The sequence below is a fragment of the Streptomyces gardneri genome (genome assembly GCF_006539185.1).
Taxonomy (GTDB): Bacteria; Actinomycetota; Actinomycetes; order Streptomycetales; family Streptomycetaceae; genus Streptomyces; species Streptomyces gardneri.
The window spans coordinates 132,778-158,411 of the sequence record NZ_BJMN01000021.1 but is presented as its reverse complement, the minus strand read 5'-3'; the positions used below and the strand labels follow the sequence as shown (position 1 = coordinate 158,411).

Below are 25,634 nucleotides of genomic sequence, written 5' to 3'. Positions count from 1 at the left end.
ACCCCCTCGAATGTTTGCTATTGTTTCCCTCGTCGGAAGGGCCCAGCGGCCCGGAAGACAAGACACCTTGTCCGGGTGGCGGAATGGCAGACGCGCTAGCTTGAGGTGCTAGTGCCCTTTATCGGGCGTGGGGGTTCAAGTCCCCCCTCGGACACCACACGGAGTCCCGGTCGAGATCATCTCGACCGGGACTTCTTGCGTTACGTACGTGCGGCACGAGGCGGAGCGGTGAGACGGAGAGCGAAGGCGCCGGCCGCGCCGCTCCCCCAGCGGGACGGGATCGACCCCGTGCGGGTGCGGCTGCCGGAGGATCCGGACGGGGTCTGGACGACCGTGCGGGACCACCTGCTCGACCGGTACGCGGCGGCCGTGGGGGCCGGGCGGGTCGAGGAGATGCTGCGGCAGGGACGGTTCGTCGGGGTCGACGGGCCGGTGGCCGGGGACGAGCCGTACACCGTGGGGCGGTACCTGTGGTTCCACCGGGACTTCCCGGCCGAGGTGCCGGTCCCCTTCGACATCGGGATCGTCCACCGGGACGAGCGGATCCTGGTCGTGGACAAGCCGCATTTTCTGGCGACGATGCCCCGGGGGCGGCACGTCACGGAGACGGCGATGGCCCGGCTGCGGCGGGAGCTGGGGCTGCCGCGCCTCCAGCCCGCGCACCGGCTGGACCGGCTGACGGCGGGGCTCGTGCTCTTCGTCGTACGGGAGGAGGACCGGGGGGCGTACCAGACGCTCTTCCGGGACCGGCTCGTGCGCAAGGAGTACGAGGCGGTGGCGCCGTACGACCCGGCGGTGGAGCTGCCGGTGACCGTGCGGAGCCGTATCGAGAAGGAGCGCGGGGTGATGGCCGCCCGGGAGGTACCGGGCGAGCCGAACAGCGAGAGCCGGATCGAGCTGCTCCGGAGCGCGGGAGGGCTCGGGTGGTACCGGCTCGTGCCCGTCACCGGGCGGACGCATCAGCTGCGGGTGCACATGAACGCGCTGGGGCTGCCGATCCTGCACGATCCGGTCTATCCGGTGGTGCGTGCGGACGGGCCGGAGGACTTCTCGCGTCCGCTGCAACTGCTCGCGCGGACGCTGGAGTTCACCGACCCGTTCACGGGTGACGAGGTGCGGTTCGAGAGCCGGCTGGCTCTCAGTGGCCGCGGTTGATCCATTCCTGGAGGTGCGGGGCCTCGGCGCCGATCGTCGTCGGGTCGCCGTGGCCGGTGCGGACGATCGTCTCCGGGGGCAGGGTCAGGAGCTTCTCGCGGATCGAGTCGACGATCGTCGGGAAGTCCGAGAAGGACCGGCCCGTCGCGCCGGGGCCGCCCTGGAAGAGCGTGTCGCCGGTGAAGACCGTGCCCAGGTCCGGGGCGTGCAGGGAGACCGCGCCGGGGGCGTGGCCCGGGGTGTGGAGGACCACGAGGTCGGTGCCGGCGATCGTGAGGACCTGACCGTCGGCCAGTTCGCCGTCCGGGGTGTGATCGGGGTGGGTCTGCTTCCACAGCGGCTGGTCGGCGGGGTGAAGCAGGACGCGGGCGCCGGTGGCGGCCGCGAGCGCCGGGGCCGCGTCGATGTGGTCGTTGTGGGCGTGGGTGCAGATGATGGCGCGCAGGGCGCGGCCGTCGAGGGCGGCGAGGATCGCCTCGGCGTCGTGGGCGGCGTCGATGACGACGGCCTCGGTGTCGTCGCCGACGATCCAGACGTTGTTGTCGACGTCCCAGGTGCCGCCGTCGAGGCTGAAGGTGCCGGAGGTGACGAGGTGGTCCACGCGGGCGGTCATCACAGCACCACCACCGAGCGGAGGACGTCGCCCTCGTGCATGCGGGCGAAGGCCTTCTCGACGTCGCCGAGGCCGACGGTCTCGGTGACGAAGGCGGCGAGGTCGATGCGGCCCTGCTGGTGCAGGTCGATCAGCATCGGGAAGTCGCGGGAGGGCAGGCAGTCCCCGTACCAGGAGGACTTGAGGGCGCCGCCGCGGCCGAAGACGTCGAGGAGCGGGAGTTCGAGCTTCATCTCGGGGCTGGGGACGCCGACGAGGACGACGGTGCCGGCGAGGTCGCGGGCGTAGAAGGCCTGCTCGTACGTCTCGGGGCGGCCGACGGCCTCGATGACGACGTCGGCGCCGAAGCCGCCGGTGAGCTCGCGGATCGCCTCGACGGCGTCGGCGGAGCGGGAGTTGACCGTGTGGGTGGCACCCATCTCGCGGGCCTTGTCCAGCTTGCGGTCGTCGATGTCGACGGCGATGATCTTCGCGGCTCCGGCGAGGCGGGAGCCGACGATCGCGGCGTCGCCGACGCCGCCGCAGCCGATGACGGCGACGGTGTCGCCGCGGCCGACGTTCCCGGTGTTGATGGCGGCGCCGATGCCGGCCATGACGCCGCAGCCGAGGAGGCCCGCGACCTCGGGGGCGACGGCGGGGTCGACCTTGGTGCACTGGCCGGCGGCGACGAGGGTCTTCTCGGCGAAGGCACCGATGCCGAGGGCCGGGGAGAGCTCCGTGCCGTCGAGCAGGGTCATCTTCTGCTTGGCGTTGTGGGTGGCGAAGCAGTACCAGGGGCGGCCGCGCTCGCAGGCGCGGCAGGTGCCGCAGACGGCGCGCCAGTTGAGGATCACGAAGTCGCCGGGGGTCACGTCGGTGACGCCCTCGCCGACCGACTCGACGATTCCGGCGGCCTCGTGGCCGAGCAGGAAGGGGAACTCGTCGTTGATGGCGCCCTGCTTGTAGTGGAGATCGGTGTGGCAGACGCCGCAGGCCTGGATCTTCACGACGGCCTCGCCGGGGCCGGGGTCGGGGATGACGATGGTCTCGACCCGTACCGGTTCGTTCCTGCCGGGGGCGATGACCCCCTGGACGTGCTGCGGCATCGCGAACTTCCTTTTCTCCGAACGGATCTTGTAAGGCTCCTGCGTACCACTATCTCCTGACAAAAGGCGAGACCCCCGCAGGCCGTGCCTGCGGGGGTCCCGACGTTCCCGTGGGGGAAGGTCAGCTCTGGTGCGTCTCGGCGGTCGCGCGGACCCGGCGGCGGACCAGGAACCAGCCGCCGACGAGGGCCGCCGCGATGAGCGGCAGACAGTTCACGGTGGTGCGGCCGATGCCGCCGTCCATCCACATGAGGACGAGGACGGAGCCCAGGAAGACGAGGGTCACGATCTGGGTGTACGGGGCCCAGGGCAGGTTGTAGCCGGGGCGGGTCAGCTTGCCCTGCTGGGCGTTGCGCCAGAACAGCAGCGAGCAGACCATGATCATGGCCCAGGTGCCGATGATGCCGATCGAGGCGAAGTTGAGGACGAGCTCGAAGGCCTCGCCGGGCATGACGTAGTTGAGGGCGACGCCGAGGACGCCGAAGCCCGCGGTGAGCAGGATGCCGCCGTAGGGGACACCGCCCTTGTTCATGACGCCGGTGAACTTGGGCGCCGAGCCGGAGATCGACATGGAGCGCAGGATGCGGCCGGTGGAGTAGAGGCCCGAGTTGAGGCTGGAGAGGGCGGCGGTGAGGACGACGAGGTTCATCACGCCGGCGGCGCCGGGGATGCCCAGCTTGTCGAAGACGGTGACGAAGGGGCTCTGGTCGCCCGAGTACGCGGTGTACGGGAGGATCAGCGCGAGCAGGACGACGGAGCCGACGTAGAAGAGGCCCACGCGCCACATGATCGAGTTGATCGCCTTCGGCATGATCTTCTCGGGGTTCTCGGTCTCGCCGGCGGCGACGCCGCACAGCTCGACGGAGGCGTAGGCGAAGACGACGCCCTGGATCAGCAGCAGCATCGGCATCATGCCGTTGGGGAAGATGCCGCCGTTGTCGGTGATGTTGCCGAGGCCGGGGGTGTGGCCGCCGACGTCGTGCGAGGTCACGACGAGGAAGATGCCGATCAGCATGAAGGCGACGAGCGCGCCGACCTTGATGATGGCGAACCAGAACTCCATCTCGCCGAAGTACTTCACGGAGATGAGGTTGGCGGCGAGGACGACCGCGAGGGCGATCAGGGCGAGGACCCACTGCGGGACGTCGCTGAACATGGCCCAGAAGTGGGCGTAGGTCGCGGCCGCGGTGATGTCGGCGACGGCGGTGGTCGACCAGTTGAGGAAGTACAGCCAGCCGGCCGTGTAGGCGCCCTTCTCGCCCATGAACTCACGGGCGTAGGAGACGAAGGCGCCGGACGAGGGGCGGTAGAGCACCAGCTCGCCGAGGGCCCGCACCACGAAGAAGGCGAAGACGCCGCAGACGGCGTAGGCGATGAAGAGGGAGGGTCCCGCCTGGGACATCCGGCCGCCGGCGCCGAGGAAGAGGCCGGTGCCGATGGCGCCGCCGATGGCGATCATGTTGATGTGCCGGGACTTGAGGTCCTTGCGGTAACCGGCGTCGCCTGCGTCGACATGGGGGCTTGCGGCCGGGCTCGCCTGAGCGGCGGACAGCGGCTCGGCCGCGATGACGCGGTCAGTCATGGAGTTGTTCGCCTTCGTGAGGGGGGAGCTGTGCGGTACTTCCCGGCCGTGCCCGATGGGGGTCTCCCCGGCACGGCCAGCGCACATCCTCACGGCAAGAACGCCGACTGACTGTGGCGCATGTCACTGAACGCCCATATTTGAGCTAGTTCAGAGCTTTACGGAGCCAGAACATCCAGTTCCTGGAGGGCGCCGACCGCGATCTGGCGGGTGAGCTCCTCGGCGCGGGCCGCGTCCCGCTCCCGTACCGCCTCGGCGACCTGGACGTGGAGGGTGACGGCGGCGGGGTCGGGGTCCTCGAACATCACGTGGTGGTGGGTGCGGCCGGTGAGGACCTCGGCGACGACGTCGCCGAGGCGAGCGAACATCTCGTTCCCCGAGGCGTTGAGGACGACCCGGTGGAACGCGATGTCGTGGACGAGGTACTCCTCCAGACGCCGACCGCGCGAGGTGGCGACCATGCCGAGGGCGTGCTCGGTGAGCTCACGGCACTGCTCGGGGGTGGCGTGCGTGGCGGCGAGGCCCGCGGCGACGGGTTCGACGGCCGAGCGGAGCACCGTGAGAGAGCGGAGCTGGCGGGGGCGGTCGGCGCCGGCGAGCCGCCAGCGGATGACCTGGGGGTCGTACACGTTCCAGCTCGCGGTGGGGAGCACGGTCACGCCGACGCGGCGGCGGGACTCGACGAGGTGCATGGACTCCAGGACGCGCACGACCTCGCGGACCACGGTCCGGGAGACGTCGAAGCGCTGGGCGAGCTCGTCGGTGCGCAGCACCGTGCCCGGCGGGTACTCCCCCGCGGTGATCGCGAGACCCAGGGTGGCGAGGACGTGCGAATGGAGCCCCTGGGCCGGTGTCGTCATGGTCGCAAGCCTATGCGCGCTCGCACGGATGATCACCTCGGGAATTAAAAGTACTACTTTTACGTCACAGCCTCTTGAATACGTCGTACCCAATGGGTTTCATGGGCGCGACGGATCGATGTCGAAGAAGACAGCGAGGCACCACCCATGAGCACCACCCCCCACCCTCAGGTCGTCGTCGTGATGGGCGTCGCCGGTACCGGCAAGACCACCATCGGACCGCTGGTCGCCGAGGCGATGGCCCTGCCCTACGCGGAGGGCGACGACTTCCACCCGGCGGCGAACGTGGCCAAGATGTCGGCCGGCGTCCCCCTGGACGACACCGACCGGGCGCCGTGGCTCGACGCCATCGGGGCGTGGGCGCACGACCGGGCCGGGCTCGGCGGTGTGGTGAGCAGCTCCGCGCTGAAGCGGACCTACCGGGACCGGCTGCGCGCCGCGGCCCCCGGCGTGGTCTTCCTCCACCTGACCGGCGACCGGGAGCTGATCGAGGGACGGATGTCCGCGCGCAAGGGGCACTTCATGCCCACCGCGCTCCTCGACTCCCAGTTCGCCACCCTCCAGCCGCTGGAGGAGGACGAGGCCGGCGTCGCCGTCGACGTCTCCGGCACCCCCGAGGAGATCGCCGCCCGGGCGGTCGCCGCGCTGCGCGCCCTCGCAGGCTGACCTTCCGTCCCCCCCTTCCCCGCTCGTACGAAGGACACCCCCGTGACCAGTCTCAGTGTGGAGATCCTGGCAGCGGATGCCGCCGAACCCATCACCTCGGCAGGCAACGCCCAGCTCGGTATCGCCGTGCTCGCCGGCATCGCTCTCATCGTCCTGCTCATCACCAGATTCAAGCTGCACGCGTTCCTGGCGCTGACCATCGGGTCGCTCGCGCTCGGCGCCTTCGCGGGTGCGCCGCTCGCCGACACGATCAAGTCCTTCACCACCGGCCTCGGCAACACCGTCGCCGGCGTCGGTGTGCTGATCGCACTCGGCGCGATCCTCGGCAAGCTCCTCGCCGACTCGGGCGGCGCCGACCAGATCGTCGACACGATCCTGGCCAGGGCGAGCGCCCGGTCCATGCCCTGGGCGATGGTCCTCATCGCCTCCGTGATCGGGCTGCCGCTCTTCTTCGAGGTCGGCATCGTGCTGCTGATCCCGGTCGTGCTGCTGGTCGCCAAGCGCGGCAACTACTCCCTGATGCGGATCGGCATCCCCGCCCTCGCCGGCCTCTCCGTGATGCACGGGCTCATCCCGCCGCACCCCGGTCCGCTCGTCGCCATCGACGCGCTCGGCGCCAACCTGGGCGTCACGCTCGCTCTCGGCCTGGTCGTCGCGATCCCGACCGTGATCATCGCCGGTCCGGTGTTCTCCCGGTACGCCGCCCGCTGGGTGGACATCCCGGTCCCCGAGAACATGGTCCCCACGCGTCCCTCCGAGGACCTGGAGAAGCGCCCCGGCTTCGGCGCCACCGTGGCGACGATCCTGCTGCCCGTCGTCCTGATGCTGGTCAAGGCCCTCGTCGACATCGTCGTCGACGACCCGGACAACGGCCTGCAGAAGGTCACCGACGTCATCGGCTCGCCGCTGATCGCGCTGCTCGCCGCCGTCATAGTCGGGATGTTCACCCTGGGCCGGGCGGCCGGCTTCACCAAGGAGCGGCTGTCCTCGACCGTCGAGAAGTCCCTCGCCCCGATCGCGGGTGTGCTGCTGATCGTCGGTGCGGGCGGCGGCTTCAAGCAGACCCTGATCGACATCGGAGTCGGCCAGATGATCCTGGACTTCTCCGAGAACTGGTCCATCCCGGCGCTGCTGCTGGCCTGGCTGATCGCGGTCGCGATCCGGCTCGCGACCGGTTCCGCGACGGTGGCGACGATCTCGGCGGCGGGGCTCGTGGCTCCGCTGGCGGAGGGCATGTCGACGACCGAGACGGCGCTGCTCGTGCTCGCGATCGGTGCGGGGTCGCTCTTCTTCAGCCACGTCAACGACGCCGGGTTCTGGCTGGTGAAGGAGTACTTCGGGATGACCGTCGGCCAGACGGTCAAGACCTGGTCGGTGATGGAGACGATCATCTCGGTCGTGGGCATCGTGTTCGTGCTGCTGTTGTCGCTGGTGTTGTGAGCGACATCCTGACCAGCTGACGGGCTGACGGCCTGACGGGCCGGCAGGTCGGAGCCCCGGGCGTCCTCTCGGACGCGCGGGGCTCCTGGCGTTCAGCCCCGCAGCAGCGAGAGGACCTTCACCCCGAGCTCCAGGGCCTCGCCGGGCTCGTCCACGCACTGCTGGAGGTCGACGAAGCAGCCGTCGGCGCCGGTGTCGCGGACGCCCGCGAGGACGGCGGCGACGGTGTCCGCCGTGGCGCCCGGAGCCGGGTTGTGGCGGATCTGGCGGCGCAGGGCGTCGGGGTCACGGCCGGCCTCCTCCGCGGCGCGCCGGGCCTCGTCCCACAGGTGTCCGGCCACGCCGGGCGGGAGGACGGCGCCGACCCAGCCGGCGGCCCGGCGGCCGACCCGGCGCAGGGCGGCGGGGCTGAAGCCGCCCAGGTAGACGGGCGGGCCGGCCGGCCGGGCGGGGCGCAGACCGACGTACGAGGCGGGGATCGTCCAGTGCGGCCCCTCGTGGCCGAACTCCTCCTCGGTCCAGGTGCCGTGGAGGACGTCGAGGAGCTCGTCGAGGAGGGCGCCGCGGCGGCGGAAGTCGGCCCCGACGGCCGTGTACTCGTCCCGCAGCCAGCCGATCCCGAGGCCGACGTCGAGGCGTCCGCCGCTCACCAGGTCGAGCGAGGTGAGCGAGCGGGCGAGGAGGACCGGCGGGTACCAGGGGCCGTTGAGGGTGCTCGTGCCGAGCCGGGCGCGGTCGGTCGCGGTGGCGGCGACGGTGAGGACCGTGAACGGGTCGAGGAACGTCCTGTACTGGTGGGGGTACGGGTTCTCCGGCGTGTGTCCCGGATAGAGGTCGCCGGGAGCGACCGGGGCGAGGGCGCGGTCGCCGACCCAGAGCGAGTCGAATCCGGCCTCCTCGGCGTCCCGCGCGAAGCCGGCGATGCGGTCGGCGCGGGCGTGGGTGCCGTACTGCGGCAGTGCGATGCCTATCTCCATGGCCTCATCCTGAGCCGCGGGGAGGGGCGCGACACGAAGGACCCGGCGCGTGACCCGCGTCACACGCCGGGCGGGTCCGCCGTCAGCTCACCGCCTGCGCCGCCGCCCGGCCCGCCGCCCTTCCCGAGAAGATGCAGCCGCCGAGGAACGTGCCTTCGAGGGAGCGGTAGCCGTGGACTCCGCCGCCGCCGAAGCCGGCTGCCTCGCCCGCCGCGTACACGCCCGGCAGGGGCTCGCCGGTCTCCGTCAGGACGCGGGAGGAGAGGTCGGTCTCCAGGCCGCCCAGGGACTTGCGGGTGAGGATGTTGAGGCGGACGGCGATCAGCGGGCCGGCCTTGGGGTCGAGGATCCGGTGCGGCGAGGCCGTCCGGATGAGCTTGTCGCCCAGGTACTTGCGGGCGCCGCGGATCGCCGTGACCTGGAGGTCCTTGGTGAAGGGGTTGGCGATCTCGCGGTCGCGGGCGGTGATCTCGCGGCGGAGCGCCGTCTCGTCGATCAGGTCCTCGCCGGTGATCCGGTTCATGCCGCGGACGAGGGCGGAGAGGTCGTCCTCGACGACGAAGTCGGCGCCCTTGTCCATGAACGCCTGGACCGGGCCGGGGACGTCGGCTCGGGCCCGGCCGATCACGTCGCGGATCGACTTGCCGGTCAGGTCGGGGTTCTGTTCGGAGCCGGAGAGCGCGAACTCCTTGCCGATGATGCGCTTATCGAGGACGAACCAGGTGTGGTCGTGGCCGGTCCGCATGATGTGTTCGAGGGTGCCGAGGGTGTCGAAGCCGGGGAAGAGCGGGACGGGCAGCCGCTTGCCGGTCGCGTCCAGCCAGAGGGAGGACGGTCCGGGCAGGATGCGGATGCCGTGCCGGGCCCAGATGGGGTTCCAGTTCTCGATGCCCTCGGTGTAGTGCCACATCCGGTCGCGGTTGATGTGGCTGGCGCCGGCCTTCTCGGCGATGCCGAGCATGAGGCCGTCGACGTGGGCGGGGACGCCGGAGAGCAGCTTCGCGGGCGGGGTGCCGAGCCGGGCGGGCCACTGCTCGCGGACGAGGTCGTGGTTGCCGCCGATGCCGCCGGAGGTGACGATCACGGCCTGGGCGCGGAGCTCGAAGGTGCCGGTGGGCGTGCGGGTGCTGGCCGTGCCCCGGTCCGCGGCGGAGGGTTCCAGGATCTCGCCGGTGACGGTGTCGACGGTCCCGGCCGTGCGGCCGAGGCCGGTGACGCGGTGGCGGAAGCGGAGGTCGACGAGGCCGCGGGCGGCGCCCTCGCGGACCTTGCGCTCGAAGGGGGCGACGAGGCCGGGGCCCGTACCCCAGGTGATGTGGAAGCGGGGCACGGAGTTGCCGTGGCCGTTGGCGTCGTAGCCGCCGCGCTCGGCCCAGCCGACGACGGGGAAGAACCGCACCCCGCGCGCGTGGAGCCAGGAGCGCTTCTCGCCGGCGGCGAAGTCGACGTACGCCTCGGCCCATTTCCTCGGCCAGCGGTCCTCGGTCCGGTCGAAGCCGGCCGTGCCGTACCAGTCCTGGAGAGCGAGCTCGCGGCTGTCCTTGACGCGCATCCGGCGCTGCTCGGGCGAGTCGACGAGGAACAGGCCGCCGAAGGACCAGTGGGCCTGGCCGCCGAGGGACTGCTCGGGCTCCTGGTCGAGGAGGATCACGGTGCGGCCGGCTTCGACCAGCTCGGCGGTGGCGACCAGGCCGGCGAGGCCGGCCCCGATCACGATCACATCAGCGTCGTAGGACATGGATCGCATCTTGGATACACGGATGTATCGAGTCAACTGTTTCGCCCGTCTCCGCCGCCCCTTCCCTCCTCCCCTCGCCCCTCCCGTTTTCTAATGCCGAGCATTAATATGGTCGTATGGCGAGAACGTCGGGGCCTGAGACCCGAGAGAAACTGATCCGCGCGGCCGAGGAGCTCTTCGCCGCCCGGGGCGTCGACGGCGCGCAGCTACGGGACGTCGTGGCCCTGGCCGGACAGGCGAACCCCTCCGCCGTGCAGTACCACTTCGGCTCGCGCGCCGGGCTCCTCGACGCGGTCATGGCCGGGCGCCAGGCCCGTACGCGCCAGGTGCTCGCGCCGCTGCTCGACGCGGCCGGCGACGACCTGAAGGAGCTCGTCGCCGCCCTCGTCACGGCCGAGGCGAGCGAGCTGCGCACCGACCGGGGCCGCCGCTGCCTACGGATCTCCGCCCAGCTCAGCCACGAGAGCGGGATCCGCACCCGCACCCCGCACCCCACGCTCGACGGCACCGTCTACTGGCACCTCATCGAGCGGATGGCCGACCGGCTCGCCGCCTCCGGGCTGCCCGAGCCCCTGCTCCTGGAGCGCCTCGACCTGGCGCTGACCGTGGTGGGCGCGGCCCTGGCGGACCGGGCCCGGCAGTACCTCGACGGCGCCGAGCCCCTCACCGGCGAGGCCCTGTTCCTCGCCGACCTGGTCGAGACGACCACCGCGCTTCTCCGGGCCGCACAGCCCCGGAGCGTCTGAATCACCGCGAAGGGACCCTTCATGAACGACCTCACCGGCAAGACCGTGCTCATCACCGGCGGCGCCCGCGGCCTGGGCGCCGAGGCCGCCCGGCAGGCCGTGGCCGCCGGCGCCAACGTCGTCGTCACCGACGTCCTGGACGAGGACGGCAAGGCGACCGCCGACGCGCTCGGTGAGCGGGCGCGCTTCTTCCACCACGACGTGACCTCCGAGGAGGGGTGGGCGGCGGCCGTCGCGTACGCCGTTGCGGAGTTCGGCGGGCTGCACGGTCTGGTGAACAACGCGGGCATCTCCACGGGCGCGTTCCTGGAGACGGAGTCCGTCGAGCACTTCCGCAAGGTCCTCGACATCAACCTGACCGGTGTCTTCATCGGCATGAAGGCCGCGATACCGGCGATGAAGGAGGCCGGCGGCGGCTCGATCGTCAACATCTCTTCGGCCGCCGGTCTGATGGGCCTTGCGCTGACCGCCGGCTACGGCGCCTCCAAGTGGGGCGTGCGCGGGCTGACGAAGATCGGTGCGGTGGAGCTCGGCACGGCGAGGATTCGCGTCAACTCCGTCCACCCGGGCATGACGTACACCCCGATGACGGCCTCGGTCGGCATCGAGCGCGGCGAGGGCAAGTACCCGAACACGCCGATGGGCCGGGTCGGCGAGGCCGACGAGATCGCGGGCGCGGTCGTCTTCCTGCTCTCGGACGCCGCCTCGTACGTGACGGGCGCCGAGCTCGCGGTGGACGGCGGCTGGACGACCGGTCCGACGGTCAAGTACGTCATGGGGCAGTGACCGGGCGGTACTGCTTGGATGGCGGTCATGAGTGCCGCTGAGGAGATTCACGACGTCGTCGACGAGCAGGACCGGGTGATCGGCCGGGCTCCGCGCGGTGAGGTGTACGCGCGGGGCCTGATCCATCGCTGCGTCTTCGTCCGCGTCCGGGACGCCGAGGGCCGGACCTTCGTGCATCGCAGGACGGCGGACAAGCTGCTCTTCCCCTCCCTGTACGACATGTTCGTCGGCGGGGTCGTCGGGGCGGGCGAGTCCTACGACGAGGCCGCCCTCCGCGAGGCCGAGGAGGAGCTGGGGGTCTCCGGACTGCCCCGGCCCGAGCCGGTGCTGAAGTTCCTGTACGACTCCGGGGGCGTGGCCGGCAAGTGGTGGTCGGCGGTGTACGAGGTCCGGTGCGAGCTCCGGGTGGAGCCGCAGGTGGAGGAGGTCGCCTGGCACGCCTTCCTGACGGACGAGGAGCTGACCGAGCGGCTCGGCGACTGGGAGTGGGTGCCCGACGGCATGGCCGCGTACGAGCGGCTGCGGGAGCACGGGGGCGAGTGAGGGCCGGGCGGGGACGGGTGCGGGCCGGACGGGGACGGGTGCGGGCGGGCGTGGGGACCGCCGTGAGGCCGTGGGGAGGTCGGCGAGGGCCCACGGGAGCTGGTGACGAGCACCGGGCAGGCCGATCATCCGACCGCTAGGGTGCACGTGTGAGCGATTTCGTGCAGAGTCTGCGGCTGTGGTTCGCGCCGCAGCGGATCCGGGACGAGGGGGAGACGCCGGACTACCGCTTCTCCCTCGCCAACGAGCGGACCTTCCTGGCCTGGATCCGGACCTCTCTCGCCCTGGTCGGCGGCGGTTTCGCCGTCGACCAGTTCCTGCCGGACCTGCGCTGGGGCGTCCGGGTCGGGCTCGCGCTCGCGCTGCTCGCGGCCGGGGTGCTGTGCGCCCTGCGGGCGGTCAACCACTGGGTGCGCTGCGAGCGGGCGATGCGGCGCGGCGAGGACCTGCCGGCGTCCCGGTTCCCCGCGGTGCTGAGCCTCGTGGTGGCCGTGGTGGCTCTCGCGATGGTGGTGGTCGTGGTCTTCGGCTGGACGGGGTGACCGGGCGGTGACGGAGGCCCACGGCACGGGGGCCCCCGATCCGGAGGTCCGTGATCCCGGGCTCCAGCCCGAGCGGACACGGCTCGCGTGGCGGCGTACGACCCTGTCGTGGACGGTGGTGGCCGTCCTCGCGGTCAAGCTGGCCCTCCACGACGACGCCACGGCGACGGGGCTGACCGCGCTCGCGCTCTCGGCGCTGGTCTGGGTCGGCTTCCTGGCCGTCGCCCACCGCAGGATCCACTCTCTGAGCACCGCCCGGCCCCGCCCGCTCTCCCACCGGGGCGCGCTGCTCGCGGCGGGTTGCACGATCGCGCTGGCCGTCTTCGGGGCGGCGCTCATCTGGTGACCCGGGGCGGGGGCAACCGCCACGTCACCGAGCCTGGTGAATCGGGAGGAAAGGGGCGTACGGGACTAGCCTGGAAGGGTCAGCCGTCCCTTCCGCAGAGGCCACGTCATGACCGTCCTCCACCACGAGCACGCCACCCACGCGCACTCCCACAGTCCGGCGTGCGGGCACACCGCCGTCACGCACGGGGACCATGTCGACTACGCCCACAACGGGCATCTGCATCGCGAGCACGCCGGACACTGGGACGAGTGCGAGACCACCTTGCACGTCGCGCACACCCACCCGGACCACACGCACGGGCCGGAGTGCGGGCACACCGCCGTCGCACACGGCGACCACCTCGACTACGCGCACGACGGGCACCGGCACGCGGCGCACGGCAACCACTGGGACGACCACTGAGGCCCACGACCCGGTCGGGTCGGCCCGGTTTCCCCCTGCTCCGCCCAACTGGCACTCTTCCCCTGTCCAGTTGAGCTCTCAGCCGGGGGAACCCCTTTGTCTGCCACCGATCCCTATGTGGTCGCACTCGCGCCGAACGTCCACGCCTTCGTCCAGCCCGACGGCGGCTGGTGCCTGAACAACGCCGGCTTCCTCGGCGACGCGGGCGAGTCCCTCCTCGTCGACACCGCGGCCACCGAGCGGCGGGCCCTGCTGCTGCGCGAGGCGGTCCTCGCGGAGGGGCTGCCGCTGCCCCGGACCATCGTGACCACGCACCACCACGGCGACCACACCTACGGCAACGGGGTGTTCCGGCCGGAGGCGCGGATCGTCGGCCACGAGAACTGCCGGACCGAGCAGCTCGCCGCCGGCCACCAGCTTCATCTGCTGTGGCCGCAGACCGACTTCGGGCGGGTCGAGATCCTGCCGCCGTCCGTCACGTACCGCGAGCGGCTGACGCTGTACGTCGGCGACATCGAGGTACGGGTGATCCACCCGGGTCCCGCGCACACCACGGGCGACTCGATCGTGCACCTCCCCGAGCAGGGCGTGGTCTTCACCGGCGACCTCGTCTTCCACGGCGGGACGCCCTTCCTGCCGATGGGGTCGCTCGCCGGGTCGCTGCGCGCGCTCGACCTGCTGCGCTCGCTCGACGCGCCGACGGTGGTGCCGGGGCACGGGCGGGTGACCGACCCCTCGGCGTACGACACGACGGAGCGGTACCTGCTCTGGGTGCGGGAGCTGGCCGCCGAGGGGTACGCGAAGGGGGCGACGCCGCTGGAGACGGCGCGGGGCGCGGAGCTCGGGGAGTTCGCCGCGTGGCAGGAGAGCGAGCGGCTCGTCGCGAACCTGCACCGGGCGTACGCGGAGCTGGCGGGCCTGCCCGAGGGCTCGCCGCTGGACCCGGCGGCGGTCTTCGGCGACATGGCGGCCATGAACGGCGGGGTGCCGGTGGCCTGTCACGCGTAGTCGCCACCCAGGGCGCACGCGCGCGGTGGCGCTACCAGGTGCGGGGGCTCCACCCCGGGTCCGCCGCGTGCATCGCCGCCGTGTCGTCGCGGTCGCGGAGGGTGCCGTCGTCGTCCAGCCAGCGACGGTGGAGGGCGGCGAGGGCGGGGCGGTCGAGCTCGACGCCGAGGCCGGGGGCGTCGGAGACGGTGAGGCGGCCGGCGCGGAAGACGGGGCGGGTGGTGACGACGTCCTCGGTCTGCCAGGGGTAGTGGGTGTCGCAGGCGTGGTGGAGTCCCGGCAGCGTGGCGGCGACCTGGGTCATGGCGGCGAGGCTGATGCCCAGGTGGGTGTTGGAGTGCATGGAGAGCCCGACGCCGTACGTGCGGCAGAGCGCGGCCAGTTCGCGGGTGCGGTGGAGGCCGCCCCAGTAGTGGTGGTCGCAGAGGACGATCCGTACCGCTTCCTTCGCGAAGGCCTCCGGGACCTCCTCGAAGGTGGTCACGCACATGTTGGTCGCGAGCGGCACGTCCGTGCGGGCGGCGACCTCTGCCATGGCGGCGGTGCCGCTCGTCGGGTCCTCCAGGTACTCCAGCACGTCCTTCAGTTCGCGCGCGACGGCCAGCGAGGTCTCCACCGACCAGGCGCCGTTGGGGTCGAGGCGGAGCGGGCGGCCCGGGAACGCCTCGGCGAGCGCGCGGATCGCGGCGATCTCCCGCTCGGGCTCGAACACCCCGCCCTTCAGCTTGAAGGAGCGGAAGCCGTGGAGGCGGTCGAAGCGGCGGGCCTGGGCGACGATCCCGGCGGGGTCGAGGGCCGCGCCCCAGTCGTCCGTGGGTCCCGCGCCCGGGTGGGCGGCCCAGCGGTGGAAGAGATAGGCGCTGTACTCGACGGTGTCGCGGACCTTGCCGCCGAGGAGGGCGTGGACGGGCAGGCCGAGGGTCTTGCCGAGGGCGTCGAGGCAGGCGGTCTCGAAGGCGGAGACGACGGAGAGGCGGAGCTTGTCCGCGGTCCTGACACCGCGCAGGCCTCCCGCGTCGACCCCCTCGGCCACCACCGTAAGGGCGGGATCGGTCGAGGCCGCCAGAGCGAAAAGAGCATTCACATCCGTGACCGAGTGGCCGGGGAGAGCGTCGGCGAGCGGCCGGGCCAGGTCCAGGTACACGCCGTCGCCGTACGTCTCGCCGAGGCCGCTCACTCCGCCGCGGGTGATCACTTCCACCACGAGCCGTGGCGTGTAGGGCTGATGGACGCCCTGGACGTTGAGGAGGGGCGGGTCGGAGATGAGGATCGGGGTCAGCCGGACTTCGTCGACGAGCAGCTTCAGCGCATCCATATGTGAACCCTATTCAGGGATGAGACCAAGGACCAGAGTGCGGCACCGGGTTTCGCGACCCACCCCTGGACGACATACCGACTGGTCGGTCATCATGAGCGACGACCGAAGCCGATCCGGAGGTACGCACCATGAGTTCCGCCCCGCCACCAGGTCTCGACCCCGAAGCGCTGCGCCGGTACCTCGACCGCGAGCGGCCGGGCCTGGTGTCCGGCCCCCTCGAAGCCCGGCTGATCGAGGGCGGCCGGTCGAACCTGACGTACGTCGTGACCGACGGCACCGGCCGCTGGGTCGTCCGCCGGCCGCCGCTCGGCCACGTCCTCGCCACCGCGCACGACATGCGGCGCGAGCACCGCGTCATCAGCGCCCTGGCCGGGACCGGCGTGCCCGTCCCCGGGACCGTGCTGTTCTGCGAGGACGAGTCGGTGCTCGGAGCGCCCTTCTACGTCATGGAGTTCGTCGAAGGGACCCCGTACCGCTCGGCCCAGGAGCTCGCGCCGCTCGGCCCCGAGCGCACCCGCGCCGCCGTCCTCGGCCTGGTCGACACGCTCGTCGACCTGCACGCCGTCGACCCGGCGGCCGTCGGGCTCGGCGACTTCGGCCGCCCCGAGGGCTTCCTCGACCGGCAGCTGCGCCGCTGGGGCAAGCAGCTCGACGCCTCGCGCGGCCGGGACCTCGCGGGGATCGACGAGCTGCACGCCGCCCTCGGCCGCGCGCTGCCCGTCTCGCCGCCGCCCACCGTGATCCACGGCGACTACCGGCTCGACAACGTCCTCATCGACGGGGGCGACCGCATCCGGGCCGTCCTCGACTGGGAGATGTCCACCCTCGGCGACCCGCTCACCGACCTCGGCCTGCTCGTCATGTACAGCACGCCGCTCGACCTGCCGGACTCCCCCATCTCCACGACGGCCACGGCCCCCGGGCACCCGAGCGCCGCCGAACTGGTGGAGCGCTATGCGGCCCGCTCGGGCCGCGACACCTCCGCCCTCGCCTGGTACACGGCCTTCGCATGGTTCAAGCTCGCCGTGATCCTGGAGGGCATCCACTACCGCTGGACGCTCGGACAGACGGTCGGCGCCGGCTTCGACCGCATCGGCGAACTCGTCCCCGTCTTCATCGAGCACGGCCTCACCACCCTCCAGGAAGGCTGATCCGCCATGGACTTCGCGTACGACGCCCGCACCGAGGAACTGCGGGCGAGACTCCTCGCCTTCATGGACGAGCACGTGTACCCGGCCGAGGCCGTCGCCGAGGAGCAGCGGGCCCTGCTCGCCTCCCCCTGGGACACCCCGGCGGTCGTCGAGGAGCTCAAGGCCGAGGCCAAGCGGCAGGGCCTCTGGAACCTGTTCTTTGTGGACCAGCACAGCCTCCCCGACGCGGAGTACGGGGCCGGGCTCACCAACCTCCAGTACGCGCCGCTCGCCGAGATCACCGGCCGCAGCCCGCACCTCGCCCCGACCGCCCTCAACTGCGCGGCCCCGGACACCGGGAACATGGAGCTGCTCGCCCAGTTCGGCGACGAGGCGCAGAAGAAGCAGTGGCTGGAGCCGCTGCTCGCGGGCGAGATCCGCTCGGCCTTCGCGATGACCGAGCCCGAGGTCGCCTCCTCCGACGCCACGAACATCGAGACCCGGATCCGGCGGGACGGCGACTCGTACGTCGTCGACGGCCGCAAGTGGTACATCTCCGGGGCCATGAACCCCGACTGCAAGGTCTTCATCGTCATGGGCAAGACCGACCCCGACGGGACGGACCTCCGCCGCCAGCAGTCGATGATCCTCGTGCCGCGCGACACCCCCGGTGTCGAGGTGCGGCGCGCGATGCAGGTGTACGGGTACGAGGACCACTCCCACGGCGGCCACGCCGAGGTGGTCTTCGACAACGTCCGCGTCCCGGCCGCGAACCTGGTCGGCGAGGAGGGCGGCGGCTTCGCCATCGCGCAGGCCCGGCTCGGCCCCGGCCGGATCCACCACTGCATGCGGCTCATCGGCATGGCCGAGCGGGCCGTGGAGCTGATGTGCCGGCGCGCGGTCTCCCGTACCGCCTTCGGCAAGCCGCTCGCCCAGCAGGGCGTCGTCCAGAACTGGATCGCGGACGCCCGCGTGACGATCGAGCAGCTGCGGCTGCTCGTCCTGAAGACGGCCTGGCTCATGGACACCGTCGGCAACCGGGGCGCGCACACCGAGATCCAGGCCATCAAGATCGCGACCCCGCGCGCGGTGGTCGACATCATCGACAAGGCCGTGCAGGCGCACGGGGCGGGCGGGGTCTCCCAGGACTTCCCGCTGGCCGAACTGTGGGCGGCGGCGCGGACGCTGAAGCTCGCGGACGGGCCCGACGAGGTGCACCAGCGGTCGCTGGCGCGGCGGGAGCTGAAGAAGTACCTCTAGCGCGTCAGGTGGTGTCCTGCCGATCGGCCTGACCGGCAGGACACCGCCTACGGGCGCAGGGCCCGGAGCAGGAGGTCGGCCAGGTGGTCGGCCACCTGCTGCGGGGTGAGCGGGCCGTCGGGGCGGTACCACGTCGACAGGTGGTGCACCGAGCCGAAGTGGTAGTCGACGACCAGGTCGGCGGGGGTCGCCGCGGAGAAGACGCCGGACTGCTGGCCCTCCTCGATCAGCGCCCTGAACCGCTCGTGGTAGCGCCGCCGCTCGCCCCTGACCTGCTTGTTCTTCTCGGGGCTGAGGTGGTGCATGGAGCGGAAGAAGATGGCGGCGTCGTCGAGGTTCTCGATGGTGGTGACGACGACGTCGGCGGCGGCGCCGCGCAGCCGGTCCTCGACGGGCGCGTCGGCTTCCGCGTAGGCGTCGAGCCGCTCCTGCTGGAGCCGCAGGACCCGGGCGTAGACCTCCTGGAGGAGGTCCTCCTTCGAGCCGAAGTAGTGGTAGAGGGCGCCCTTGGTGACCCCGGCGGCCTCGACGATCTCCTGGACGGAGGTGCGGTCGTAACCCTGCTCCGCGAAGAGCCGGGTGGCGGCGGCGAGGAGCCTCTGGGGGACCGGCGCCCCGCTCTCGTCCGTCGTCCTGGCCATGCTCCGCCGCCTTCCCTCGTGATCGTTCCTGGTGGGGGGAACACCGTTCCCGTCCGTAGATCTTCCCATCTGCCGGGGCGCCTGCTAGCGGGCGCCCGTCTCCCAGGCGCGCTGGACGTGGTTCATGGTGCCGAGCCAGCGCTCCGGGTCGGTCGCGCGGTTGCGGTAGTAGCCCGCGACCTCGGGGTGGGGCAGGACGAGGAAACGGTCGGCGCCGATGGCGTCGAGGAGGGCGTCGGCGACGTCCTCGGGCTCGATGGCGGTGGGGGCGAGGACCAGCTCACCGGCCGATCCGGCGGCGGTGAGCATGTCCGTACGGACGCCCTGCGGGCAGATCGCGTGGACCTTGAGGCCGCGGTGGCGGTAGGTGAGGGAGAGCCACTCGGCGAAGGCGTACGCGCCGTGCTTGGAGACGCTGTACGGAGCCGCGCCGATCATGGTGAGCAGTCCGGCGGCGGAGACGGTGGAGACGAAGCGGCCGCTGCCGCGCTCCAGCCACTCCGGGAGCAGGGCGCGGGCCGCGCGGACGTGGGCCATGACGTTGACGTCCCAGGCGGCGGCCCAGACGTCCTCGTCGGCGAAGGCGTCGCCGGGCGAGGAGAGTCCGGCGTTGGCGCACCACACGTCGATGGAGCCGGGGCCGCCGAGGGCCTCGCGGGCCTCGTCGACGACGGCGGAGGCGTCGCCAGGGACGGCGATGGCGCCGATCTCCTCGGCGACGGCCTTGGTGCGGACGGGGTCGAGGTCGTTGACGACGACGCGGGCCCCTTCGGCGGCGAAGCGGCGGGCGAGCGCCGCGCCGATCCCGCCGCCCGCTCCCGTGACGACCACGCCGGCGCCCTGAAGTGCACTCGTGTCCGCACCCATGGATGGACCCGCCTCTCCGCAGTCTGCCGATATCGCGATGCCCGCGATACCGGCAGACTAACCGGTCGGTATGTAGTGGGGGAAGAGTCGCGTCCGCACGCCTCGTTCCCCGGGGCGGTCAGGAGCGCTAGCGTGCGTGCCCATGTCACGCGCCCCGGCCGGGGACGACGATCGAGGAGGTTTCCGCATGAGCCTGTCGCGACGGAGTCTGCTGGCCGCCGGGGGTGCCCTGGGCGCCGCGGGCACGGTGGGCACGGGCGCGGCCCTCGCTCCTGCCGCCTCGGCCGCCCCGGACGCCGGGCGCCACCGCGTCCGTACCGGCTTCGAGCGGCTCGCGGCGGACGGGTACGCCCTGCTGGCCGGTGAGCGGGTCGGTGTCGTCACCAACCCGACCGGGGTCACCGCCGACGCCCGGCACGTCGTGGACGTGATGCACGCCGACGAACGGGTCGACCTGGTCGCCGTCTTCGGCCCCGAGCACGGCTTCCGGGGCACCGCCCAGGCCGGCGGCTCCGAGGGGCGGTACGACGACCCGGCGACCGGGCTGCCCGTCTACGACACGTACCTCAAGAGCGGGCAGCCGCTGGCGGACGTCTTCACGGCCTCCGAGGTGGACACGGTCGTCTTCGACATCCAGGACGTCGGCGCGCGCTTCTACACCTACATCTGGACGCTGTACGACTGCATGGTGGCCGCCGCGCTCGCCGGGAAGCGCTTCGTCGTCCTCGACCGGCCGAACCCGGTCACCGGGCGCGCGGCGCTCGGGCCCGTCCTCGACCGGGCCTTCGCGACCTTCGTCGGGCGCGAGCCGATCGCGCAGGCGCACGGCATGACGGTGGCCGAGCTGGCCCTGCTCTTCAACGCGGAGTTCCTGACCGCGCCCGTGGCCCTGGAGACCGTCCGCATGACGGGGTGGCGGCGCACCGACTTCTTCGACGCGACCGGGCTGCCGTGGGTGCCGCCGAGCCCGAACATGCCGTCGCCCGAGACCGCGCTCGTCTACTCCGGCACCTGCCTCTTCGAGGGGACGAACCTCTCCGAGGGCCGGGGCACGACCCGGCCCTTCGAGCTGCTCGGCGCCGAGGGGGTCGACCGGCGGTGGGCGGAGGCCGCGAACGCGCTCGGCCTGCCCGGAGTCCGCTTCCGCGAGGCGTACTTCGCTCCGACCTTCTCCAAGTTCCAGGGGAAGACCGTGGGCGGCGTGCAGCTGCACGTCCACGACCGCGAGGCCTTCGACCCGGTACGGACCGGGGTCGGCCTGCTGGTCACCGCCCGGCGGTCGTGGTCCGGCTTCGCCTGGCGGGCGGACCACTGGATCGACAAGCTCACCGGCTCGACCCGGGTACGGACCCTGATCGACGCGGGCGCGGACACCGACGAGGTCGTGGGGGCGTGGGAGGCGGACCTGACGGCCTTCCGGGCGGTGCGGCGGGAGCATCTGCTGTACCGCTGACGGGGGTTGTCCCCCGGTCGACAGGGGTGCGGGCGGGATGTCTTCGGGGCGTCCCGCCGACCACGCTTGACCCATGAACCTCTCCCGTTCTTCTCATTCTTCCCGTGCTTCCGGTTCTCCCCGTTCGTCCTTACGACGTCGGCGGCTGCCCCTCGTCGGGCTGCTGGTCGCCGCCTGCCTCGGCTCCCTCGCACCCGCCGCCGGTGCGGCGGGGACCCCGGCCGCACCCGATCCCGCCCGCGAACTCGCCCGCACCGCGCAGCCCTTGACCGACCTGCGGCCGCTCGACCGGATGATCGGCTCGGCCAAGGTCGTCGGCATCGGCGAGGCCACCCACAGCTCGGCGGAGTTCTTCACGGCCAAGCACCGGATCTTCGAACACCTCGTGGAGCGGCGGGGCTTCACCACCTTCGCCCTGGAGGCCCCCTGGTCCACCGGGCTGCTGGTCGACGAGTGGGTCCGCACCGGCCGCGGTGACATCCGGGCGATCATGCGGGACGAGTTCCAGGAGTCGTACCGCCTCTGGAACACCGAGGAGTACCTCGACCTGTTCCGCTGGATGCGGCGGCACAACCAGACCCACCCCGGGCACCAGGTCCGCTTCATGGGCAACGACCTCGGCTACGCCGGGCCGAACGTCTTCGACGCCGTCACCTCGTACGTGGCCCGCACCCGCCCCGCGCTCCTCCCCCGCTTCCAGGAGCTGTACCGGGCGTCGCGGCCCTCCGGCGAGGTCGAGGCCTGGATGAAGGCGTACATGCTCAAGCCGCGCCCCGAGCGGCAGCGGATGGCCGCCGACGTGAACCAGGCCCTCGCGCTCCTGGAGCGGCAGCGGCCGGGCAAGGGCCCCGGGGCACGTGAGGCGCACCTCTGGGCGGTGCAGCACGCGCGTGCCATCACCCAGGTCGGCACCGAGTTCGCCCACGACCTCTTCTCGGACTCGGGTGTCGCCGCGGCCATGCTCTACCGGGACCGCGTCATGGCCGAGAACACCGTGTGGTGGCAGCGGCAGACGGGCGACCGGATCGTGCTCTCCGCCCACAACGGGCACGTCGGGTACGTGACGCCGAAGCCGGACCAGTACCCGCGGCTCCAGGGCGCCTTCCTTCGGGACGCCCTCGGCCGGGACTACGTGAGCGTCGGTGCCTCCTTCGGGCAGGGCTCGTTCAACGCGCACGACACCGAGGCCCCGGGCGAACCCCTGCGGGCCTTCACCGTCGCGCCGCTCGGCCCGGACAGCCACGCCGACACCCTGGACCGGGTCTCCCCCGGCGCCTTCTACCTGGACCTGCGGCGGACGACCCCGGCGGCGCGCGACTGGCTCGGAGTGCCCCGGCCCGCCCATCACGTCGGGACCGCGTACCCCTGGCCGGGCGACAACGTGCCCGTGCTGCTCCCCTCCTCGTACGACCTGCTGATCCACTTCCCCAGGATCTCGGCGGCGCGGCTGCGCTGACGACCCGGCAGACGTCTGGACGTGGCCGTGCGCGGGCATGCTGGCCGTGGAGCCGCTGCCCGCGCATCCGCGCGGGGTGTGGCGGCCACCTCGACGTGGAGGGGCGGTCGGGCCGTGACCGGGATGAGTGTGGAACCGTACCGGGAGATCACCTTCGACAAGGACGGCGACGGGCCGGCGGGGCAGTCCGCGGCCCTCGCGGCACTGGCCCGGCAGGGGGTGACGGACCTGGTGCTGCTCGCCCACGGGTGGAACAGCTCCCCGTCCGGCGCCACCCGCCTCTGCTCGGACTTCTTCGCCCCCTTCCCCGGTCTGTTCGGTCCCGGGGTCGAGGCCGGGTACGCGGGGGTGATCTGGCCCTCGATGATGTTCACGGACGAGCCGGTGCCCGACTACCGGGCGCTCGTGACGGTCCTGCCGGAGAAGGAGCCGGTCCTCGGGCGGCTCGCGGAGCTGCTGGCGCTCGCGCCGCCGCACGAGGCCGCGTTCGCCGAGTTCGGCGCGCTCCTGAGGGAGCTGGCCGACGTCCCCGGCGGCGCGGCGGGTGCCACCGGCCTCGCGGGGTCCGTGCCGGAGTTCCTGGTCGCGGATCCGGTGGCGGTGTGCGCCCTGTTCACGGAGGCCCTGGGGGACGATCCCGGGGGCGATCCGGGAGACGGTCCCGACGGGGAGTTCGGGGAGTTCGGGGAGGGACTCAAGCGGTACTGGAAGGGCGCCAGGGAGGCGCTGCGGCAGGCCACCTACTACGTGATGAAGCGGCGGGCCGGGCGGGTCGGCGAGTCCGGGCTCGGGCCCCTGCTCGGCGAGGTCGCCCGGACGGCCCCGGGCCTGCGCGTCCACCTCGTGGGGCACAGCATGGGCGCCCGGCTCGTCGCGTACGCACTGCGCGGCCTGCCGGAGGGAGCGCGGCCGGTGGCCTCCGTGACGCTCCTCCAGGGGGCCTTCTCGCACTACGCCTTCACCGCCCGCCTGCCGCACGACCCGCGGCGCTCCGGCGCGCTGCGGGACCTGCAGCGCCGGGTGCGCGGGCCGGTGGTCGCCTGCTACTCGCGGCACGACACGGCACTCGGGGTGATGTACCCGCTGGCGTCCCGGCTCGCGGGCGACTCCGCGTCGCTGACGGCCCTGCCGGGTACCGGGGACCCGCGCTGGGGCGCGATCGGGCACGACGGCGTCCAGGGGGTGCCGGGTACAGCGGCGCGGACCGTGGCGGACGTGCCGCGCGAAGGGGTGCCGGGCTCGGGGTGCGTGAACGTGGACACGGCGGAGGTGGTCCGCTCGCACAGCGACATATGCCGTCCCGAGCTGGCCCGGGTGGTGGTGTCGGCGGCCCGGGCGGGGCGCCCCTGAACCCCACCGGACGCTTGGGTTCCGCTGTGCTCCGGTGATCTCTCCCGCCCCGTTGATGGCTGCCATCCGGATTTCGATGGAACACGGCGGGCCACTCGTTCGTCCCTCTGATACCGCGGTAGGACCAGCGACGGAGGTGGCGAGAGATGGCCGGTTTCCGGAGTCTCGCGAGACAGGTGCGCGATCCCGGGTGCGACACGGCGCTGCGCAGGTACTCACTGCGCAAGTGCCTGGAGCGGTTCGCGCCGTACGGGCACAGGGCGACCTGGGACCATCTGTGCCGCAGGCACAGGTTCGGTCCCGAGGACCGGGAGCTCGATCCGGGGCGGCTGGTGGCCGCTCTCGACGAGCTGGAGGAGGCGCGGGCGGTGTGGCTCGCGTACGAGGAGGAGTTCGCCGCGCGGCGCAGGCGCGAGAAGCACGACGGGCTGCGCGGGCTCGGCGCGGTCGACGACTGGCACCGCCGGGTCTGGGGCGGCAACGGGGTGGTGCGGTGCGGCGACCCGGCCGTGCACCCGTCGGATCCGCTGCCCGAGGTGCTGCGCCGGCTGATCGCCGCCCTGGAGGACGGCCCGGGCGAGCGGTGTCCGGTGTGCGAGGGGCCACGGATCGAGTGGCGGGCCGGGTCGGTGGACGCGTACGAGCCGTGGCTCGGCCCGGTGTGCGGGGACTGCGGTGTGGGCGTCCCGCGAGCGGTGCTCACGTCGGGTGCGCTGGCCCGCGCCCGGGGGGACGCGCGCCGGCCGCTGGCTCCGGCGGCGTGAGACCCGAGGCGTTCCCCTGTCTCCGGCGCCTGCGGTGCCTCCAATGGCTCCGATGGCTCCGAAGGCTCCGATGGCTCAGCTGCTTCAGGCGTGTCTCAACGGGTCACGGGGACCCGGGGACTCCGTCGGGGTGCCGATGTCGCCGGAGTCGATCGCCGAGGCCGCGGCCCTCGCGGTGGCGGCGGGCGCGCGGGAGGTGCGCGTCCACCCGCGCACGCCCTGCGGCTCCGAGTCCCTCTCGCCGCGGGTGCTTGCCCCGCTCCTGACGGCGGTCAGGGCGGCCGTCGCCGTACCGGTGGGAGTGCCGGCGGGCGGGCCCGCCGAGAGCGACCCCGGGCGCCGGGTGGAAAGGGTGCGGTCCTGGGGCGCCCTCCTGGGAGATCCGGGCCTTCCGGACCATGCCTCGGTCGACTGGCACGAGCCGGGCGCGGAGGAGGTGGCGGCGGCGCTCCTGGAGCTCGGGGTGGGCGTCGAGGCCGGGGTGCGGTCGGGCACGGACGGCCCGGCGCGGTTCGCGCGCTCGCCCCTGGCGTCCCGCGTGCTGCGGGTCCGCGCGGAGGTCGCGGACCCGGACCCGGCGACGGCCGGCGCTTCGGCCCGGGCCCTGCTGGGGAGCTTCGACGTCCCGTCCGGAGTGCCGGTGCTGCTCCACGGCGTGGACGGCGGCGCGTGGCCGGTGCTGCGCCTCGCCCGCCGCCTCGGGCTCGGCACCCGGATCGGTTTCGCCGACACCCTGCTCCTGCCGGACGGCTCCCGGGCCCGATCCAGCGCCGAACTGGTCGCGGCGGCTCTGGCGTGGCCCTCGTGACCCGCGTGGCCCGTGTGGCTCGCGCGGCCCGCATGGCTGGTGTGGATGGCGTGGCTCGCGTGGCCGGTGTGGCTCGCGTAAGCCGTCCGTGACCC

General features: G+C 72.5%; 26 protein-coding genes and 1 tRNA gene. 18 read left to right on the top strand and 9 right to left on the bottom strand.

The window, feature by feature from the left end; genetic code table 11:
* The first annotated feature begins 69 nt into the window (after positions 1-69).
* Together SGA01_RS17350 and SGA01_RS17345 are read left to right on the top strand one after the other, a co-directional pair.
* Positions 70-157, top strand: a tRNA-Leu gene (locus tag SGA01_RS17350).
* Positions 158-228: 71 nt separating this feature from the next.
* Positions 229-1,155, top strand: a complete 927-nt coding sequence (locus SGA01_RS17345; RefSeq protein ID WP_141297390.1) for a pseudouridine synthase — start codon at positions 229-231, stop codon at positions 1,153-1,155.
* Here the strand turns inward: SGA01_RS17345 and SGA01_RS17340 are convergent.
* The 4 genes from SGA01_RS17340 to SGA01_RS17325 form a co-directional block, all read right to left on the bottom strand.
* Positions 1,139-1,768: an MBL fold metallo-hydrolase gene (locus tag SGA01_RS17340; RefSeq protein ID WP_141297389.1), complete on the bottom strand. Its 630-nt coding sequence runs from the start codon at positions 1,766-1,768 to the stop codon at positions 1,139-1,141. The genes SGA01_RS17345 and SGA01_RS17340 overlap by 17 nt on opposite strands.
* Positions 1,768-2,853 (bottom strand): S-(hydroxymethyl)mycothiol dehydrogenase, encoded by a 1,086-nt coding sequence (locus tag SGA01_RS17335; RefSeq protein WP_055644420.1) that lies wholly within the window; start codon positions 2,851-2,853, stop codon positions 1,768-1,770. The genes SGA01_RS17340 and SGA01_RS17335 overlap by 1 nt, the downstream gene beginning before the upstream one ends.
* 121 nt (positions 2,854-2,974) lie before the next feature.
* Positions 2,975-4,435 carry an amino acid permease gene (locus SGA01_RS17330; RefSeq protein ID WP_141297388.1) on the bottom strand — a complete coding sequence of 487 codons (1,461 nt, stop codon included), beginning with the start codon at positions 4,433-4,435 and terminating at the stop codon, positions 2,975-2,977.
* Between the two features lie 158 nt (positions 4,436-4,593).
* A complete protein-coding gene (locus SGA01_RS17325) occupies positions 4,594-5,295 on the bottom strand; it encodes a FadR/GntR family transcriptional regulator (protein WP_141297387.1) in 702 nt (233 codons plus the stop codon).
* A gap of 147 nt (positions 5,296-5,442) precedes the next feature.
* Between SGA01_RS17325 and SGA01_RS17320 the strand changes: the two genes are divergently transcribed.
* Both SGA01_RS17320 and SGA01_RS17315 read left to right on the top strand, forming a co-directional pair.
* On the top strand, positions 5,443-5,961 hold the full coding sequence (locus SGA01_RS17320) for a gluconokinase (protein WP_141297386.1): 519 nt from the start codon (positions 5,443-5,445) through the stop codon (positions 5,959-5,961).
* 42 nt (positions 5,962-6,003) lie between these two features.
* A complete protein-coding gene (locus SGA01_RS17315) occupies positions 6,004-7,401 on the top strand; it encodes a GntP family permease (RefSeq protein ID WP_141297385.1) in 1,398 nt (465 codons plus the stop codon).
* 92 nt (positions 7,402-7,493) lie between these two features.
* On the opposite strand, the gene SGA01_RS17310 is transcribed toward SGA01_RS17315, so the two are convergent.
* Both SGA01_RS17310 and SGA01_RS17305 read right to left on the bottom strand, forming a co-directional pair.
* Positions 7,494-8,378 carry a TIGR03619 family F420-dependent LLM class oxidoreductase gene (locus SGA01_RS17310; protein ID WP_141297384.1) on the bottom strand — a complete coding sequence of 295 codons (885 nt, stop codon included), beginning with the start codon at positions 8,376-8,378 and terminating at the stop codon, positions 7,494-7,496.
* A gap of 82 nt (positions 8,379-8,460) precedes the next feature.
* Positions 8,461-10,116, bottom strand: coding sequence for an FAD-binding dehydrogenase (locus SGA01_RS17305; RefSeq protein ID WP_141297383.1), 1,656 nt, complete (start codon positions 10,114-10,116; stop codon positions 8,461-8,463).
* 116 nt (positions 10,117-10,232) lie between these two features.
* On the opposite strand from SGA01_RS17305, the gene SGA01_RS17300 reads away from it, so the two are divergent.
* From SGA01_RS17300 to SGA01_RS17270, 7 genes are all read left to right on the top strand, one after another.
* Positions 10,233-10,862 carry a TetR/AcrR family transcriptional regulator gene (locus tag SGA01_RS17300; RefSeq protein WP_141297382.1) on the top strand — a complete coding sequence of 210 codons (630 nt, stop codon included), beginning with the start codon at positions 10,233-10,235 and terminating at the stop codon, positions 10,860-10,862.
* A 21-nt stretch (positions 10,863-10,883) separates the two neighbouring features.
* Entirely contained in the window at positions 10,884-11,648 is a 765-nt protein-coding gene (locus SGA01_RS17295; RefSeq protein WP_141297381.1) for a glucose 1-dehydrogenase, read from the top strand.
* Between the two features lie 27 nt (positions 11,649-11,675).
* Positions 11,676-12,191, top strand: coding sequence for an NUDIX domain-containing protein (locus SGA01_RS17290; protein ID WP_141297380.1), 516 nt, complete (start codon positions 11,676-11,678; stop codon positions 12,189-12,191).
* A gap of 149 nt (positions 12,192-12,340) precedes the next feature.
* Positions 12,341-12,733, top strand: a complete 393-nt coding sequence (locus tag SGA01_RS17285; RefSeq protein ID WP_055644410.1) for a YidH family protein — start codon at positions 12,341-12,343, stop codon at positions 12,731-12,733.
* 7 nt (positions 12,734-12,740) lie between these two features.
* Positions 12,741-13,079, top strand: a complete 339-nt coding sequence (locus SGA01_RS17280) for a DUF202 domain-containing protein (RefSeq protein ID WP_141297379.1) — start codon at positions 12,741-12,743, stop codon at positions 13,077-13,079.
* A 108-nt stretch (positions 13,080-13,187) separates the two neighbouring features.
* On the top strand, positions 13,188-13,484 hold the full coding sequence (locus SGA01_RS17275) for a hypothetical protein (RefSeq protein ID WP_141297378.1): 297 nt from the start codon (positions 13,188-13,190) through the stop codon (positions 13,482-13,484).
* 96 nt (positions 13,485-13,580) lie between these two features.
* Entirely contained in the window at positions 13,581-14,492 is a 912-nt protein-coding gene (locus SGA01_RS17270; protein ID WP_141297377.1) for an MBL fold metallo-hydrolase, read from the top strand.
* A 31-nt stretch (positions 14,493-14,523) separates the two neighbouring features.
* Here SGA01_RS17270 and SGA01_RS17265 read toward each other — a convergent pair whose 3' ends face one another.
* Entirely contained in the window at positions 14,524-15,807 is a 1,284-nt protein-coding gene (locus SGA01_RS17265) for an enolase C-terminal domain-like protein (protein ID WP_141297376.1), read from the bottom strand.
* Positions 15,808-15,938: 131 nt separating this feature from the next.
* Here SGA01_RS17265 and SGA01_RS17260 point away from each other — a divergent pair, with 131 nt between their 5' ends.
* Positions 15,939-16,961: a phosphotransferase family protein gene (locus SGA01_RS17260; protein ID WP_141297375.1), complete on the top strand. Its 1,023-nt coding sequence runs from the start codon at positions 15,939-15,941 to the stop codon at positions 16,959-16,961.
* A 6-nt stretch (positions 16,962-16,967) separates the two neighbouring features.
* Positions 16,968-18,200, top strand: coding sequence for an acyl-CoA dehydrogenase family protein (locus tag SGA01_RS17255; RefSeq protein WP_141297374.1), 1,233 nt, complete (start codon positions 16,968-16,970; stop codon positions 18,198-18,200).
* Between the two features lie 47 nt (positions 18,201-18,247).
* On the opposite strand, the gene SGA01_RS17250 is transcribed toward SGA01_RS17255, so the two are convergent.
* Both SGA01_RS17250 and SGA01_RS17245 read right to left on the bottom strand, forming a co-directional pair.
* Positions 18,248-18,841, bottom strand: a complete 594-nt coding sequence (locus SGA01_RS17250; RefSeq protein ID WP_055644403.1) for a TetR/AcrR family transcriptional regulator — start codon at positions 18,839-18,841, stop codon at positions 18,248-18,250.
* 84 nt (positions 18,842-18,925) lie between these two features.
* The gene (locus tag SGA01_RS17245; protein WP_055644402.1) at positions 18,926-19,708 is read right to left on the bottom strand and encodes an SDR family oxidoreductase; all 783 of its coding nucleotides are present in this window, start codon (positions 19,706-19,708) and stop codon (positions 18,926-18,928) included.
* A 187-nt stretch (positions 19,709-19,895) separates the two neighbouring features.
* Here SGA01_RS17245 and SGA01_RS17240 point away from each other — a divergent pair, with 187 nt between their 5' ends.
* From SGA01_RS17240 to SGA01_RS17220, 5 genes are all read left to right on the top strand, one after another.
* Entirely contained in the window at positions 19,896-21,161 is a 1,266-nt protein-coding gene (locus SGA01_RS17240; RefSeq protein ID WP_141297373.1) for an exo-beta-N-acetylmuramidase NamZ family protein, read from the top strand.
* A gap of 73 nt (positions 21,162-21,234) precedes the next feature.
* Positions 21,235-22,617, top strand: a complete 1,383-nt coding sequence (locus SGA01_RS17235; protein WP_141297372.1) for an erythromycin esterase family protein — start codon at positions 21,235-21,237, stop codon at positions 22,615-22,617.
* A 123-nt stretch (positions 22,618-22,740) separates the two neighbouring features.
* Positions 22,741-23,967: an alpha/beta hydrolase family protein gene (locus SGA01_RS17230; RefSeq protein ID WP_167534121.1), complete on the top strand. Its 1,227-nt coding sequence runs from the start codon at positions 22,741-22,743 to the stop codon at positions 23,965-23,967.
* 146 nt (positions 23,968-24,113) lie between these two features.
* A complete protein-coding gene (locus tag SGA01_RS17225) occupies positions 24,114-24,731 on the top strand; it encodes a hypothetical protein (protein ID WP_141297371.1) in 618 nt (205 codons plus the stop codon).
* A gap of 79 nt (positions 24,732-24,810) precedes the next feature.
* Positions 24,811-25,539 (top strand): 3-keto-5-aminohexanoate cleavage protein, encoded by a 729-nt coding sequence (locus SGA01_RS17220; RefSeq protein ID WP_141297414.1) that lies wholly within the window; start codon positions 24,811-24,813, stop codon positions 25,537-25,539.
* Positions 25,540-25,634 lie beyond the last annotated feature (95 nt).

Excerpts from the sequence above, each read along its gene's own strand:
- SGA01_RS17300 (WP_141297382.1), top strand. The coding sequence starts at position 10,233 with ATGGCGAGAACGTCGGGGCCTGAGACCCGAGAGAAACTGATCCGCGCG.
- SGA01_RS17330 (WP_141297388.1), bottom strand. The coding sequence starts at position 4,435 with ATGACTGACCGCGTCATCGCGGCCGAGCCGCTGTCCGCCGCTCAGGCG.
- SGA01_RS17250 (WP_055644403.1), bottom strand. The coding sequence starts at position 18,841 with ATGGCCAGGACGACGGACGAGAGCGGGGCGCCGGTCCCCCAGAGGCTC.
- SGA01_RS17230 (WP_167534121.1), top strand. The coding sequence starts at position 22,741 with ATGAGTGTGGAACCGTACCGGGAGATCACCTTCGACAAGGACGGCGAC.
- SGA01_RS17260 (WP_141297375.1), top strand. The coding sequence starts at position 15,939 with ATGAGTTCCGCCCCGCCACCAGGTCTCGACCCCGAAGCGCTGCGCCGG.
- SGA01_RS17305 (WP_141297383.1), bottom strand. The coding sequence starts at position 10,116 with ATGTCCTACGACGCTGATGTGATCGTGATCGGGGCCGGCCTCGCCGGC.
- SGA01_RS17340 (WP_141297389.1), bottom strand. The coding sequence starts at position 1,768 with ATGACCGCCCGCGTGGACCACCTCGTCACCTCCGGCACCTTCAGCCTC.
- SGA01_RS17265 (WP_141297376.1), bottom strand. The coding sequence starts at position 15,807 with ATGGATGCGCTGAAGCTGCTCGTCGACGAAGTCCGGCTGACCCCGATC.
- SGA01_RS17310 (WP_141297384.1), bottom strand. The coding sequence starts at position 8,378 with ATGGAGATAGGCATCGCACTGCCGCAGTACGGCACCCACGCCCGCGCC.
- SGA01_RS17295 (WP_141297381.1), top strand. The coding sequence starts at position 10,884 with ATGAACGACCTCACCGGCAAGACCGTGCTCATCACCGGCGGCGCCCGC.
- SGA01_RS17255 (WP_141297374.1), top strand. The coding sequence starts at position 16,968 with ATGGACTTCGCGTACGACGCCCGCACCGAGGAACTGCGGGCGAGACTC.
- SGA01_RS17235 (WP_141297372.1), top strand. The coding sequence starts at position 21,235 with ATGAACCTCTCCCGTTCTTCTCATTCTTCCCGTGCTTCCGGTTCTCCC.
- SGA01_RS17275 (WP_141297378.1), top strand. The coding sequence starts at position 13,188 with ATGACCGTCCTCCACCACGAGCACGCCACCCACGCGCACTCCCACAGT.
- SGA01_RS17245 (WP_055644402.1), bottom strand. The coding sequence starts at position 19,708 with ATGGGTGCGGACACGAGTGCACTTCAGGGCGCCGGCGTGGTCGTCACG.
- SGA01_RS17320 (WP_141297386.1), top strand. The coding sequence starts at position 5,443 with ATGAGCACCACCCCCCACCCTCAGGTCGTCGTCGTGATGGGCGTCGCC.
- SGA01_RS17325 (WP_141297387.1), bottom strand. The coding sequence starts at position 5,295 with ATGACGACACCGGCCCAGGGGCTCCATTCGCACGTCCTCGCCACCCTG.
- SGA01_RS17335 (WP_055644420.1), bottom strand. The coding sequence starts at position 2,853 with ATGCCGCAGCACGTCCAGGGGGTCATCGCCCCCGGCAGGAACGAACCG.
- SGA01_RS17290 (WP_141297380.1), top strand. The coding sequence starts at position 11,676 with ATGAGTGCCGCTGAGGAGATTCACGACGTCGTCGACGAGCAGGACCGG.
- SGA01_RS17225 (WP_141297371.1), top strand. The coding sequence starts at position 24,114 with ATGGCCGGTTTCCGGAGTCTCGCGAGACAGGTGCGCGATCCCGGGTGC.
- SGA01_RS17240 (WP_141297373.1), top strand. The coding sequence starts at position 19,896 with ATGAGCCTGTCGCGACGGAGTCTGCTGGCCGCCGGGGGTGCCCTGGGC.